This window comes from Nonomuraea marmarensis (assembly GCF_043197025.1).
Lineage (GTDB): Bacteria > Actinomycetota > Actinomycetes > Streptosporangiales > Streptosporangiaceae > Nonomuraea > Nonomuraea marmarensis.
In genome coordinates, this window is sequence record NZ_JBICRM010000001.1 from 297,135 (window position 1) to 310,103 (window position 12,969).

Annotated in this window: 10 protein-coding genes; 7 read left to right on the forward strand and 3 right to left on the reverse strand. The window is 71.2% G+C overall.

All coding sequences use genetic code 11. From position 1 onward, the window contains the following. The first annotated feature begins 21 nt into the window (after positions 1 to 21). The 3 genes from ACFLIM_RS01530 (at position 22) to ACFLIM_RS01540 (ending at position 2,690) form a co-directional block, all read left to right on the forward strand. A complete protein-coding gene (locus ACFLIM_RS01530) occupies positions 22 to 774 on the forward strand; it encodes a methyltransferase domain-containing protein (protein WP_393161023.1) in 753 nt (250 codons plus the stop codon). Between the two features lie 56 nt (positions 775 to 830). After that, complete coding sequence (gene dinB, locus ACFLIM_RS01535) at positions 831 to 2,072, forward strand: DNA polymerase IV (protein ID WP_393161025.1); 1,242 nt, start codon at positions 831 to 833, stop codon at positions 2,070 to 2,072. A gap of 228 nt (positions 2,073 to 2,300) precedes the next feature. Then, a complete protein-coding gene (locus tag ACFLIM_RS01540; protein ID WP_393161027.1) occupies positions 2,301 to 2,690 on the forward strand; it encodes a DUF3040 domain-containing protein in 390 nt (129 codons plus the stop codon). A 117-nt stretch (positions 2,691 to 2,807) separates the two neighbouring features. Here ACFLIM_RS01540 and ACFLIM_RS01545 read toward each other — a convergent pair whose 3' ends face one another. From ACFLIM_RS01545 to ACFLIM_RS01555, 3 genes are all read right to left on the reverse strand, one after another. Next, complete coding sequence (locus ACFLIM_RS01545) at positions 2,808 to 5,243, reverse strand: transglutaminase family protein (RefSeq protein ID WP_393161029.1); 2,436 nt, start codon at positions 5,241 to 5,243, stop codon at positions 2,808 to 2,810. Beyond that, positions 5,240 to 6,502, reverse strand: coding sequence for a DUF58 domain-containing protein (locus ACFLIM_RS01550; RefSeq protein ID WP_393161031.1), 1,263 nt, complete (start codon positions 6,500 to 6,502; stop codon positions 5,240 to 5,242). Before ACFLIM_RS01550 ends, ACFLIM_RS01545 begins: the two co-directional genes overlap by 4 nt. A 169-nt stretch (positions 6,503 to 6,671) precedes the next feature. Continuing rightward, positions 6,672 to 7,721 carry an AAA family ATPase gene (locus tag ACFLIM_RS01555; RefSeq protein ID WP_393161033.1) on the reverse strand — a complete coding sequence of 350 codons (1,050 nt, stop codon included), beginning with the start codon at positions 7,719 to 7,721 and terminating at the stop codon, positions 6,672 to 6,674. A 397-nt stretch (positions 7,722 to 8,118) separates the two neighbouring features. On the opposite strand from ACFLIM_RS01555, the gene mraZ reads away from it, so the two are divergent. The 4 genes from mraZ to ACFLIM_RS01575 all read left to right on the forward strand — a co-directional run bounded on the left by mraZ (position 8,119) and on the right by ACFLIM_RS01575 (position 12,929). Then, positions 8,119 to 8,550, forward strand: a complete 432-nt coding sequence (gene mraZ / locus ACFLIM_RS01560) for a division/cell wall cluster transcriptional repressor MraZ (protein WP_106244593.1) — start codon at positions 8,119 to 8,121, stop codon at positions 8,548 to 8,550. A gap of 218 nt (positions 8,551 to 8,768) precedes the next feature. Beyond that, a complete protein-coding gene (gene rsmH / locus ACFLIM_RS01565) occupies positions 8,769 to 9,734 on the forward strand; it encodes a 16S rRNA (cytosine(1402)-N(4))-methyltransferase RsmH (RefSeq protein WP_393161035.1) in 966 nt (321 codons plus the stop codon). After that, complete coding sequence (locus ACFLIM_RS01570) at positions 9,724 to 10,473, forward strand: hypothetical protein (RefSeq protein WP_393161037.1); 750 nt, start codon at positions 9,724 to 9,726, stop codon at positions 10,471 to 10,473. Before rsmH ends, ACFLIM_RS01570 begins: the two co-directional genes overlap by 11 nt. Before the next feature lie 725 nt (positions 10,474 to 11,198). After that, on the forward strand, positions 11,199 to 12,929 hold the full coding sequence (locus ACFLIM_RS01575; protein WP_449291459.1) for a peptidoglycan D,D-transpeptidase FtsI family protein: 1,731 nt from the start codon (positions 11,199 to 11,201) through the stop codon (positions 12,927 to 12,929). Positions 12,930 to 12,969 lie beyond the last annotated feature (40 nt).

Sequence of the window (12,969 nt, forward strand, 5' to 3'; positions counted from 1 at the left end):
GAGAGGGAGAGGGAGCCGACGTTGCGTGGTGAAGGCGTCACGAGGACCCCGGCGGTGCGGACCGCCGTCGTCTGGGACGCGTTGCGGTCCGTGCTGGCCGAGCGGACGGCGGCCACCCGCCGCGAGGCGCTCGACATCGTCGACGCCGGCGGCGGCACCGGCGGGTTCGCCGTGCCGCTGGCCGCGCTCGGTCACACCGTCACCGTCGTCGACCCGAGCCCCGACTCCCTGGCCGCACTGGAACGCCGGGCCAAGGAGCGGGGCGTGGGCGTGCGCTCGCTGCAGGGCGACGCCGCCGACCTGGGCGAGCTGCTCAGCCGCGACAGCGCCGACCTGGTGTTGTGCCACAGCGTGCTGGAATACGTCGAGGACCCGATCAGCGCGCTGACCGCCGTCGCGGGCCTGCTGCGCAGGGGCGGCGCCGTGAGCGTGCTGGCCGCCAACCCGGTCGCCAGCGCCATCCACCGGGCGCTCGCGGGCCAGTTCGACGAGGCGCGGGCGGTGCTGGACGATCCCCAGGGCAGCTGGGGTGACCGCGATCCCACGCCCCGCCGCTTCGCCGCCGACACCCTCTCCGAGCTGCTGACCGCGACCGGTTTCGCCATCGGCGCCATCCACGGCGTGCGGGTCTTCGCCGATCTGGTGCCGAGCAGGCTCGTCGACGGGGAGCCCGGCGCCGCCGAGGCCCTCGTGGCCCTCGAGCAGGCCGCAGCGACCCACCCCGTGCTGCGGGACATCGCCACGCAGCTGCACGTTCTCGGACACAGGAACTGAGGCGCCAGATGACAGTCCCCTCGATGTAGAACGCATGTTCGGATAGAATCGGCGGCGTGTCTCGCAAGCAGATCACCGGCATCGGCCCCGCTCCGCGGACCGGGGTCGATGACAGCGGCTGCCCGATCCTGCACGTCGACATGGACGCGTTCTTCGCCAGCGTCGAGCTGCTCGACCGTCCCGAGTTGCGCGGCCGCCCGGTGATCGTGGGCTCGCCCGCCGGGCGGGGCGTCGTGCTCAGCGCCACCTACGAGGCCAGGGCCCAAGGCGTGCACTCCGCGATGCCGATGAGCAGGGCGCGCCGGCTCTGCCCGCAGGCCACGATCATCCCGCCCAGCCACGGCAAATACGCCGAGGTCTCCAAGGGCGTCATGGAGATCTTCCACACGATCACCCCGCTGGTCGAGCCCATCGCGTCCGATGAGGCGTTCCTTGATGTGGGCGGCGCCAGGCGCAGGCTCGGCCCGCCCGCCGCCATCGCCGCCACGATCAGGGAGCAGGTCCTCGACCGCTTCGGCATCACCTGCTCCGTCGGCGTGGCCAGCAGCAAATTCGTCGCAAAGCTGGCCTCCAAGCAGTGCAAGCCCGACGGGTTGCTGGTGGTGCCCGCCGACCAGGTCGTGGACTTCCTCCATCCGCTGCCGGTGTCCGCGCTGTGGGGCGTGGGTGAGCGCACCGAGCAGTCCCTCGTACGCCTGGGCATCCGCACCGTCGGCGACCTGGCCAGGGTGCCTCCCAACACCCTGCGGCGCGAGCTGGGCCAGGCCGCCGGCGGCCACCTGGCGGCGCTGGCCTGGGGGCGCGACGAGCGGGTGGTGAGCGCCCACGTGCCGGACAAGAGCATCGGCAACGAGGAGACGTTCGCGTCGGACGTGGACGACCCCGAGGTGATCAGGCGGGAGCTGCTGCGCCTGTCCGAGCGGGTGGCCGCCAGGATGCGTAAGGCCGGACACGTGGGAAGAACTGTAAGTGTGAAACTACGCCGAGCCGATTTCACCACGATCAACCGCTCGCGCACGTTGCGCGAACCGACCGACGTAGCCCAAGTGATCTACACCACCGCCTGCGAGCTGTTCCAGGCCGCCGGCCTCGAGCGGGTGCGGTTGCGCCTGGTCGGGGTCCGGATGGAAAACCTGCGACCTGCGCAGGAGGCCACCCGCCAGCTCGGCCTGGGGGAGCGGGAGACCGGCTGGCGCGAGGCCGAGCAGGCCATGGACAAGGCGATCCGGCGATTCGGCCCGGATGCGGTGCTCCCGGCATCGCTCGTACGTGGCAAGCTTGATGAAACAGAGACATGACGTCGATGTACGGATTTTGTGGTGCGTCAGTGTCACGATTTTGGGGGAAGGAGGGCGAGATGGGCCACAATGGAGCCATGACGTCACCTCCGGTTTGGTCTGCGTTGGACGTTTGCTTTCGCCTACGTCTACAGCCTCGTATTCTGGGGATAACCGACCGCGAGGTCCGGACACCCCGTGTCGTCCGTTGCCGTCTTCCCCGTCCTGGGGCCGTCCTTGGGAGGCGCCGTGCCGCTGTCTGAGCACGAGCAGCGCTTGCTCGACCAGATCGAGCAGGCCCTCTACGCCGAGGACCCGAAGTGGGCCAACACCGTAAGGATCAGTGACCCACGCAGCCATTACAAGCGTCGCCTGGTCAAGGCCTCCATCGGCTTTGCCCTCGGCGTCGTCATCATGATGGTCGGCGTGGTCATGAGCTTGATCTGGCTCGGCGTCGGCGGTTTCGTGGTCATGCTCGCCGCGTGTCTGTGGGGCCTGTCCAGTTGGAAACGCATGAATGGATTCGGTGACTCCCCTCCCGCCTCCGGCACGGCACCCCCACCGGGCAAGCAGGCCCGCCGGGGCAGCTTCATGGAGCGCATGGAAGAGCGCTGGCGCCGTCGCCACGACGAGCGCTGAGCCGATAGCCGCCCCGGGCTGATCCGGCACAGGGCACCCGGGAGCGACTCGACGAACGACAGAGCGTGCGGCCGTTCCCCTCCACCGAGGGGACGGCCGCACGCTCGATCAGGTCGGTCAGGAGCCCTTGTGGGCCGCCGTCCGCCGCAATCCGATGTTCTCCAGCAGGTCGAACCCGTCGAGCAGGCGCTCGCCCACGACCCGCAGCCGCCGCAGCGTCGACGGGGGCAGCAGCACCGCGCGCAGCCGCCGCCCGCGTGACACCGTGGCCGCCAGGGCCTGCCGCACCTTGCGCAGGTCCTTTCTCATGGGTCCGATCCGCCCCGGATCCCGGGCGTACAACACGCGCTCGACCGCCGAGGCGATGGCGGTGATGGCCGCCGCCGAGTCGGCGTCGAACTCGTACTGCTGGGTCAGCCGCCGCGCCAGCGTCCGCGGGGTCTCGCTGGTCTGGCGGGCCATGCCGTAGTCGTACAGCACGTCGTCCAGCTCGGCCCAGGCGGCCGCGACCGACGGGTGACCCCGGCTGCCCGACACCATCCTGGCCGCCAGCTCGTCGGAGGGTTCCGAGACCTTCCAGCCCAGGGTGCGCACGCGCCGGTTCCTGGTGACCAGCCGCACGCCCGCCGGGATCAGCAGGATCAGCAGCAGCGCGCCGGCCCCGATGCCGATCTTGCCGATCAGCGGCATCGAGTCGTCCGGGGGCAGCCCGCCGGTCGCGATCTGGCCCTCACGGTCCAGTTCGCGGGGGTTGCGCCGGGCCTGCGGGTCGAGCGGCTCGTCGGCGGAGGAACTGGTCGCCCCCGGCGTCGGCGTCGCCGCCTCGCCCGTGGACGTCGGCCTGGGCTGCGTGTACGCCGGCGCCCGCGCGCTGCCCTGACCCAGCGACCCCGACGGCGTGGGCTCGAACGGCAGCCAGCCCACGCCCTCGAAGTACAGCTCGGGCCAGGAATGGGAGTCGTTCGTGCCGACCGTCCAGCGGTCACCGATCTTCGTGCCGCCCGTGTAGCCGATCGCGACCCGCGACGGGATGCCCACCGCCCTGGCCAGCACCGCCATCGACGCGGCGAACTGCTCGCAGTAGCCCACCCGGTCACGTAGCAGGAAGTCGCGCAGCGCGGAGTTGCTGTGCCCCTGCGTGCGCAGGTCGTAGGTGAAGCCGCCGTCCTTGGTGAAGAACTGCTGCAGCTTCACCGCCGCCTCGTAACTGGTCGAGGCGTCCGCGGTCAGCTTGGCGGCCAGGTCGGCGATCTCGGGGGGCAGGTTCTCGGGCAGCTTGGTGTAGCGGGGGTCCACCCTCGGCTGGGCCCCGTCGAGCGAGTCCAGCAGGTCCGCGGTCGGCTCCGGCTCGCTCGTGGCCACCTCGTACTCGAGGCCGGCGGCCTCGTCGCGGGTGGAGAAGACCATCAGCGTGTCGACGTCCGCCCGCCAGTCGCCGTCCACCCGGATCTGCCTGGCCGGGTACGGCAGCGGCAGGAACGACAGACGCGCGATCTCGTCGCTGATCTGGACGTTCGTGACCACGTTGCTGACCTTGGCTTCCTGGCCCAGCCCGGGCGGCGCCGGGAGCGGGCCGTTGTCCGTCCTGTTCTGCGGCGATCCCTTCGGCTCCGTCATGCCGAACTGCTGGCCGTCGAACGTGTCGAGCGCGTAGATCCGCAAATATCGGGGTTTGTCGTCGTTGTTGGTGTAGGTGAGGACCACCCGGCTCTCAGGCAGTTCGAGCTGGCCCTTCAGGTTCGCGATCGGGTTGGGGATGCTGATCGAGTTGCCCCGGCCCGAGCCGCTGCCGCCCACGCCGAACGTGAAGAACGACACCGGCTCCATCGCCGGCAGCAGCGCCGGCACCAGCACGGCCAGCGCGATCGCGGCGAACCCGATGCGCTTGCCCGACAACCGCAGCCCGCTCGTGTCCGCGGCGGCGCGCGATGTGCCGGGGGACGGTGCGGGGGCCGCGCGGGTGGTCCGCCGTACCAGCACCGCCCTGCCCCAGTGGCCCACCCGCTCGCGCCCGTCGGTGATCAGCAGGCTGACGAACCCGAGCGCGGCGATGATGAACGCGGGCCAGCTGATCGGGTCGGGCAGGATCGTGGCCGGCACCATTGCCAGTGCCAGCAGCGGCAGCCCGGCCAGCGCCGCCCGCCGCAGCCGCGCGGCCAGCAGGTCCACGGCGATCGCGATGAGCGCCACGCCGCCGGCGGTCAGCAGCGTGATGCCCTCCGTCGGCGGCACGGGGGCGGCGAACCGCTGCACGTCGGCCCAGCCGACACCCAGCAGCCTGGCCAGCTCCACCACCGACTCCTTCGTCGGCACCAGCAGCGCCCACGCCTGGCCCGCGGTGAAGGCCGCGGTCAGGTAGATCCACGTCGCGGCCACCGCGAGCAGCGGCGCCGCCCACGCGGGCAGCGACAGGCGGCTGGTGAGCAGCCCCGCGGCGACCACGGCGAGCACGGCGCCGAGTGACGTCCAGAACCAGGCGCCGCCCTGGAAGAGCGGGTAGAGCAGGATCGCCGCGGCGAACGTGGCCACTCCTGAGGCGACGCTCAGCCTCATGCCGCACCTCCCGCCGGGTTGATCGCGTATCGGCCGCGGCTGGCGGCGTCCTGCCAGACGGAGGCGATCGAGGTGCCTGCGGGCAGCCGTACGATGCGCCAGCCGTACCCGGCCAGGACGGTCTGCACGGCCTCGTGGTCCTCCGCGGCCTGGCGGCCGCCGCCCTCCCACGTGCTCACGTCGAGCAGGACGGCCACTCCGGTGATGCCGCTGTGCCTCAGCCTGGCCAGTTCCCTTGCCTCCTCCGGGTCGAGCGAGCCGAGCACGGCCACGATCAGCCCGTCGCCGCCGCCCTGGCGCAGGGCCGACACGCCCATCTCCAGCGAGCGGGCCGGGCTGTGCCGTACCACGGCCAGGGTGTCGAGCAGCGACCAGCTCAGGCCCGTGTCCGTCAGGTGCTCGGCGCCCTGGTCAGTCACCAGCCGCAGGCCGAGCCCCTCGTGGGCGAGGTGCACGCCGATCGAGGCCGCGGCGGAGACCGCCACCTCGAAGGACGAGCGCGGGCCCTCGCCGCGGTGGGCGTGCCTGCGGGTGTCCAGCAGGAGCGCGCCGCGGCTCTGCCACTGCTGCTCCTCGCGGCGCACCATCAGCTCGCCGTGGCGGGCCGTCGAACGCCAGTGCACCCGCCGCAGGTCGTCGCCCTGCCGGTATTCGCGCGGCGCCACGTCGTCGTCGCCGGCCGCCGCCACACTCCTGGTACGGCTGTCGCCCCCGCCCGTCCACTCACCCGAGAGCCGTACGTGGGGCAGCGCCGCCACCTGCGGCGTCACCACGAGCGTGTCGCTGATCGTGAACGAGCGGGTCAGCTCCACCAGCCCGAACGGGTCGGCGATGCGGATGGACAGCGGGCCGATGGTGTAACGCCCGCGCAGGTCCGAGCGCACCCGGTAGTCGATCTCCCGGACGCCCCGTGACTCGACCCGGTCGAGCACGAACCTGGGCCGCACGCCCAGCGCGTAGGGGACGGTGTCCTCGATGAGCAGCAGGCCGGTCGGCAGCCTGGTGACGTTCTCCAGCCGCAGGGTCACGGTCGCCTCGCCGCCCACCTCCGCCCTGGGCGGGTCGAGGCGCCTGGCGCAGCTCAGCCGGTAGCGGGTGCGCGCCACCACCATCGCGGCCAGCAACGGCAGCGCCGTCACCAGCATCCCGATCCTGAACAGGTCGTTCTCGCCCAGGAAGACGGCCATCACCAGCGACGCGATCCCGGAGGCGAGGAACGACCTGCCCCTGGAAGTCAGCGCCCGCAGTCCGGCCCTCACTGTGCTTCACTCGACCCGTGTCGTTGATGGATATCCTCGCTGCGCTGCGGATCCAACAGCGCCTCACTTGACCCGTGTCGTTGATGGATGTCCTCGCTGCGCTGCGGATCCAACAGCGCCTCACTTGACCCGTGTCGTTGATGGATGTCCTCGCTACGCTGCGGATCCATCAACGGCCTCGCGTCTCCGGCACCGGCACGCGCCTGATCAGATCGGTCACCACCTGCTCGGGCAGGCGGCGCTGCCCCTGGGCCTCGACGCTGGGCAGCAGCCGGTGCGCGAGCACGGGGATGGCCAGGTCCTGCAGGTCGTCGGGGATGACGTAGTCGCGGCCCGCCAGCGCCGCGTGCGCCCTGGCCGCCCGTACGAGCTGCAGCGTGGACCGGGGCGAGGCGCCCAGCCGCAGGTCGGGGGAGTGGCGGGTGGCCACGACCAGGTCGATGGCGTATTTCTTGACCGCCTGCGAGACGTAGACGCCGCGTACGGCCTCGATCAGCGCCCGCACCTCCGCCGTCGTCGCCACCGGCTCGAGCTTGTCCAGCGGCGAGGTGCCGCCGTGCACGTCGAGCATCTCCAGCTCGGCCGTCGGCTCGGGGTAGCCCATCGCGACCCGCGCGGTGAAGCGGTCGCGCTGCGCCTCGGGCAGGGGATAGGTGCCTTCCATCTCGATCGGGTTCTGGGTGGCGATCACCATGAAGGGCGCGTCCAGCTGGTACGTCACCCCGTCCACCGTCACCTGGTGCTCCTCCATGCACTCCAGCAGGGCGGACTGCGTCTTGGGGGAGGCACGGTTGATCTCGTCCCCTACCACGATATTCGCGAACACCGGGCCGGGCTTGAACTCGAACTCTCTGGTCTGCTGGTTGTACGCGCTCACGCCGGTGATGTCGCTGGGCAGCAGGTCGGGGGTGAACTGCACCCGGCGCACAGGACAGTCGATGGATCGGGCGAGCGCCTTGGCCAGCATCGTCTTGCCGACTCCGGGCACGTCCTCGATCAGGAGGTGGCCCTCGGCGAGCAGGACGGTCAGGGTGAGGCGGACGGCGTCGCTCTTGCCCTCGATCACCGATTCGATGGCCTGCCGAATCCGGTGGGCTGTGGAGACCAGCTCGTCGAGCTGGGGAGGGACGTCATGGGTTACTGCCACCAGGCCTCCATGAGAAGTGCGACGGCTGTCCCGGACGGTGCCATTACGGGAGCCATGCCATTCCTTTTCCATTGTGTGTACGACCCTACGACGCTGTGGGTTCTAGAGCGACATTTGTGGATATTCAGGGAACCCCGAGGATGTTCCGGTTCATGTCGCATAGCAGTGCGAATCCTGTGACACGCCGCCCCCGCGATCTGCTCCACTTTCCTCCACGGGGACCTTCGCGAAGCGCGGGAGTCCCTATTTCTGCGATCTTTTGAACCCTCGACACGCCCATGAGGGTTGACCGGGCGGTCACCGCCCCCCACCCTGCTCCATCGCTCTGACCTGCGGTAACGCAACGGAAACCAATGATGAAGACGGTCCGAATCAGTTGACGGTGGGGAGAAGTGGAGTATGGTGGTGCGCAGTGGAGAGCCCGGTGCACCAGCGCTGAGCGCTTCACGAGGCACGGGAGGTGGGGCCGATGTTCCTCGGCACCCATCAACCGCGTCTGGACGACAAGGGACGGCTGTTCCTGCCGGCTAAGTACCGTGAGGAGCTGGCGGAGGGTCTTGTGATCACCAAAGGCCAGGAGCGATGCCTCTACGTGTTTCCCGTGGAGGAGTTCCAGCGCATTACCGAGGCTCTCAGCACCGCCCCGGTCACCGCCAAGGCGGTGCGCGACTACAGCCGCGTCTTCTTCGCCAGCGCGTCCGACGAGAAACCAGACAAGCAAGGGCGTATCACGATCCCGCAGAGCCTGCGGCAATACGCGGGGCTGGAGCGTGACTGCGTCGTCATCGGGGCCAACACCCGGCTGGAGATCTGGGACGCACAGGCCTGGGACACCTATCTCAGCGCGCAGGAGCAGGCGTTCGCCGAGCTGTCGGAGGAGGTGCTGCCAGGGATCTTGTAGTGACCACGGTCGATCCGTCGGTGAAGTCGTTCGGCGAGGTCTCCACCCGCAACCACTGTCTGCCAGCTGATGCACCTTCCCCGGTGTCAGATGGCGGGCGTCCACGAAGAGGGTGCGGATGGGGACCTGGCCGGGCGGCGCCGGGTGGGGACCCAGGAATGACCGGCGATCGATCGACACGCGTCATCCGCGAGCAGGACGCGAGAGGGGGGTTGGAGATGGACGACAACGCTGGCACGGGCGGTCACGTTCCGGTGATGCTCGAGCGCGTTCTGGAGCTGCTCGGGCCCGCGCTTTCCGGTGCCGCGCCGGTTGTCGTCGACGCCAACCTCGGCCTCGGTGGCCACTCGGAGGCCCTGCTCGCCACCTACCCGGCGTTGCACCTGATCGGGATCGACCGCGACCCTTTCGCGATCGAGTTCTCGACCCGCAGGCTGAGCCCGTACCAGGAGAGGATCACCCTGGTCCACGCCTCCTCCGGCGACCTGGCCGAGGTGCTCGCCCGAGCGGGGCGCACCACGGTCGACGGAGTGCTGTTCGACCTGGGGGTCTCCTCGCCGCAGCTCGACGAGACGGAGCGGGGCTTCGCCTATTCCTATGACGCGCCGCTCGACATGCGCATGGACACCGAGCAGGAGCTGACCGCGGAGCGCGTGGTCAACACCTACTCCGCCGCGGAGCTGACCCGCATTCTGCGCGACTACGGCGAGGAACGGTTCGCCCCGCGTGTCGCGGGCCTGATCATCAAAGAACGGGCCAAAGAGGCAATAACCTCGACCAAGCGGCTAGCGGACATCGTGCGCGAGGCGATTCCCGCCGCCACGCGGCGCACCGGGGGCAACCCCGCCAAGAGGACTTTCCAGGCGCTGCGCATCGAAGTGAACGCGGAGTTGTCCGCCCTGGAGGCGGCGCTGCCCGCGGCGCTCGACGCGCTGGCGCTGGGTGGGCGAGTCGTCGTGCTCTCCTACCACTCACTCGAGGACCGGCTCACCAAGCGGGCCCTCACGGCGCGAACCAGGGACACCAGCCCCCCCGGGCTGCCCGTCCCGCTGCCGGCTCACCAGCCGAGGTTCCGCATGCTGACGAGGGGAGCAGAGCTCCCGAGCGAAGAAGAGCTCGCCCGCAACCCGCGGGCGGCCTCGGCCCGGCTACGGGCGGCAGAGAGGATCCGTGTTGACGACTGAGCAGGAGACCGGCCGGGGTGCGCCCGTCCGCCGCGCCGTGCCCAAGACGGGCACGCGCCGGTCCGGGGCGCCGCACCAGTCCAAGCCGCGGCCGCGTTCTGACGTCGAGGGCAAGCTGTCGGCCGCCGAACGCGCACGTGACGGCGTCGAAGGCCGGCGACCGGTTGCCGAGCGGGCACGTGCGGAGGTCGATGGCAAGCAGCCGGTCGCCGAGCGGACGCGTGCCGATGCCGGGAGCGGGCGGCCCGGTGCGGTGCGGGCGCGTCCCGATGCCGGAGGCAAGCGGCCTGGCACCGGACGGGGGCGCACGGACACCGACGGCAGGCGGCCGGCCTCGGGGCGGGTGCGCTCCGGTGGCGGGTCGAGCGCGGCGGAGGAGCTGTCGTCCGGCGCCGAGGCGAGGCGGTCCACGCGTCCCGTGCCGCGGCGGCGGCCCGCGCGGCGGCAGCGGGCGCCCTTCGTGCTGCTCGTCGTCGGGCTGCTCTGCGGCGGCCTGGTGAGCCTGCTGCTGCTCACCATCATGCTGGCCCAGGACGCCATAACCGACGCGCGCCTGCGCGAGGAGATCGCGGTGGCGCGCCAGGACAACGAGAAGATCAACCAGAACTACCAGCGCAACACCCAGCCCGACGTCATCGCCGAGCTGGCCGAGAATCAGGGCCAGCACCCCGACTGGGGCAACGTCAACAGCTGGAGCAGCGCCAACGATCGGGCCAGCCAGGTGGACAGGGAACGGTGAGGGATTCAGGCGGCAGGGGGCAGGGTCCCGGCCGCGGCGCTGGCGGCGCCGGCTCTCAGGGAGGGCCTGGCGCCGCTCGTCGTACGCCGGGCGGTCCGGGACGGGCAGGGCGCCAAGGAGGGGGCTCGGCCCGTTCGGAGGGGGCGGGCCGCCCGGAGAATCCGCCGGGCCCGCCGCGCAAGCGACCCGACCCCTTCGACCTGCCGTTCGGGCGCGACGACGCCACCCGTGGACGCCCGCCCCAGGATCCGGACGCCGGCGACGACCCGCGCGGCCGCCCGCCCAGAGACGGCGACGACGGCACCCGCAGGCGTCCCCGCGATGAGGGCGACCGCGCGAGGGGGCGCGGGTCCCGGGAACGCGACGAGGATGACCGCGCCAGGGGGCGGGCCTCCCAGGGGCGTGACGATCGGCTCAGGGGGCGCGTCCAGGGACGGGACGAACCGCGGCGCCGGGGCGGGCAGGAAGACGACTCGCGGGGTCGAGGTGGGCGAGAAGACGATTCGCGACGCCGTGGTGGGCAGGAAGACGGGCCGTTGCGCCGTACCCAGGCTGGAGGTTCCAGGCCCGGAGCCGCCAGGCCGGAGGCGGTGCGGGGCCGTGAGCGGGTGGCGGCGCGCCGCGGCGGAGACGCGCCGCCACCCAGAGGCCGGGGCGGCGACGTGCCGCCGCCCAGGGGGCCGCGCAGGCCCCCCACGCCGCCGCGCCCGCCCAGGCCGCCGCTGGTGTTGCGGCTGGGCAGCCCGCGCAGGCGGATCAACATCGGCCTGATCGGCATGACGTTCATCCTGTCGATCTTCGCCGGGCGGCTGATCCAGATGCAGGGGCTCGACTCCAAGGTGTACGAGGCCGCGGCGGTCGACCAGCGCCAGCACACCGAGGAGATCCCGGCCAAGCGGGGTTCGATCACCGACGTCAAGGGTCACGAGCTGGCCGTGACCGTCGAGGCCCGCGAGGTGTCGATCGACCCGACCAAGGTCCCCGCCTCCGTACGCGCGAAGGCGGCCGCGATCCTGGCCGGCCAGCTGGGCAAGAGCGAGCAGGAGATCGCCGCCAAGCTGGCCAGGACGGACACCCGCTACCAGCTCCTGGCCAGGGACGTCGATCCCGTCGTGGCCAGCCGCCTGCTCCAGGCCCGCCTGCCCGCGCTGTCGGCGAAGAAGACCTACCGCAGGCTCTACCCGGCGGGCGACCTGGCGGGCAGCCTGATCGGGTTCGTCGGCGACGAGGGCAACGGTCTGGGCGGCATGGAGCAGGCCAGGAACACGCTCCTGGCCGGCCGCGACGGCAAGCAGCGCGTCGAGACGGGCCGCGACGGCCAGCGCATCCCGATGACCAGCAGCCAGCGCACCGCCCCCGTGAACGGCCAGGACGTACGGCTGACCGTCGACCGTGACATCCAGTGGGCCGCCCAGAAGTCGATCATCGAGCAGGTGCGGAAGTCCGGCGCCGACAGCGGCACGGTGATCGTCATGGACGTGCGGACCGCCCAGATCGTCGCCATGGCCAACGCCCCCGAGCTCGACCTGAACAACTGGCGCAAGGCCCCCGAGTCCGAGTACGTCAACAAGGCGGCCTCCGACGTCTTCGAGCCCGGCAGCACGAACAAGGTCATCACCGCCGCCGCCGCTCTCGAGGCGCGCGAGGTGACCCCCGACACGGTGTTCCAGGTGCCCGACAACATCAAGTGCGCCGACCGGGTGCTGCGTGACGCGGAGGCGCACAAGCCGGAGTCGATGACGTTCCGCCAGGCCGTGGCCCAGTCCAGCAACGTGGCCACGATCATGGCCGCGCGCCGGGTCGGCAGCGAGCGGCTCTACGGGATGCTGAAGGCGTTCGGGTTCGGCTCGGCGCCGGGCGGCGGCGTACCGAGTGCCGAGGCGGGCCTGCTGCCCGACTACCGGAAGTGGTCGGGCAGCCAGAGCTGCACCGTCGCCTACGGGCAGGGCGTGTCGGTGACCGCGCTGCAGACGGCCAGCGTCTACCAGACCATCGCCAACGGCGGCGTCAAGATCGAGCCGCAGATCGTCGCGGGCACGACGGACACCTCGGGCAGGTTCACACCCGCTCCTGCTGGTAAGCAGACCAGGGTGGTGAGCGCGACGACGGCCAAGGAGATCACGACGATGCTGGAGAGCGCGGTCAGCGCCGAGGGCACCGGCCAGCTCGCCGCCATCCCCGGCTACCGGGTGGCGGGCAAGACGGGCACGGCCAACCGCTACGATCCCGAGCTCGGCCGCTACAAGGGCTACACTGCGTCCTTCGTGGGGTTCGCGCCCGCCGACCAGCCCCGGCTCGTGGTGCTGTCGGTGCTGCAGAACCCGCGCAACGGCCACTTCGGCGGGCAGCTGGCGGCCCCGGTGTTCAAGGATGTGATGACGTTCGCCATCAAGAGCAGGAAGATTCCTCCCGCAGGCTCCGCCGCGCCGCCGGTGCGGATGCGCGCGGGACAGTGACCAGGGAAGGTACGCTCTCGCCGTGCGTCCCCCGTCGTCT